This window comes from Arthrobacter sp. SPT-J7 (assembly GCF_059089965.1).
Window position 1 is genome coordinate 1 of record NZ_JBNHFF010000618.1, and the last position, 316, is coordinate 316.

The 316-nt window shown below is 63.0% G+C and carries 1 protein-coding gene; it reads left to right on the plus strand.

Going from position 1 to position 316, the window contains the following annotated elements; all coding sequences use genetic code 11:
• Positions 1–285 (plus strand): MFS transporter (locus tag AC5RWX_RS34540; protein ID WP_494100608.1); only part of this gene is annotated, 285 nt, incomplete at its 5' end.
• Positions 286–316 lie beyond the last annotated feature (31 nt).

Genomic DNA, 316 nt, shown 5'->3' on the forward strand with positions numbered 1-316 from the left:
TCATTCTTCAACGCCGGGTACAACACTCTGACCGGCATCTATCCCGGGGAAGTCTTTCCCACTGAGATCCGCTGCATCGGCACCGGTTTCGCCACCGCTGTCAGCCGACTTGGCGCCGGCGCGGGAACGTTCCTGCTGCCCTGGTCAATGGAGAACTACGGGCCGCAGGTCACCATGCTGATGGCCGCAGGGCTGACCTTGGTGGGCGCAGCCCTCTCGCAATGGCTTGCCCCCGAGACAAAGGGCAAGAGCCTCACCGAGACGGCGGCCGGATACTCGCACTGACAAAAACAGGCAAGAAGGGACGGGAACGGGT